The following is a 540-nucleotide window of genomic DNA, read 5'->3' on the forward strand; positions in this document are numbered from 1 at the left end:
ATCGCATATGAGGCGGTCACACCGGGTAAGGCGTCAACTATCGTCAAAGCCCTGTACTTGCACGGAAGGTGTGGACGTAAATGCGGCGGGCATAAGTGTGAAGGTCACGCGTCTTACCCTGGGAAGTCTGGTGCTCTGCCGCTGTGCTACTCACCTCGTGAGGGGTGGGGATGGACCGCCAGAACTCAGCAGAGGTCATAGTAGGTGCGTTACCGCGTACTGAAGGACCGAACATGGTTGGCCGTTAGTAGGCGATGAGTTCTCGTGGTGTGCTTATGAAGACAGAAGCGACCCGGATGGGGCAGGGCATTCAGGAAGGCGCTGGACGGTATCCGGCAGAGACTGAAGTCCGTGTCGAGGCAGACGCGGGGGCTCACTCGTGGACGAACGCGGAGCCGAACACGCTGATGGAACAGGTGCTTGAGCGCCCGAACCTGATGCGTGCGTATCAGCGGGTGGTATCCAATAAGGGTGCCGCCGGTGTCGATCAGATGCCGGTGATGGCCCTGAAGGGCCACCTGCAACAGCATTGGCCAACGC

1 protein-coding gene is annotated in these 540 nt (G+C 59.6%); it reads left to right on the forward strand.

The annotated features are described in order from the left end of the window. Positions 1-269: 269 nt before the first annotated feature. A partial coding sequence (locus tag BIV01_RS20135; RefSeq protein ID WP_441294380.1) for a hypothetical protein occupies positions 270-540 on the forward strand: 271 nt, incomplete at its 3' end.

Source organism: Curtobacterium sp. MCBA15_013 (genome assembly GCF_001865095.1).
GTDB lineage: Bacteria > Actinomycetota > Actinomycetes > Actinomycetales > Microbacteriaceae > Curtobacterium.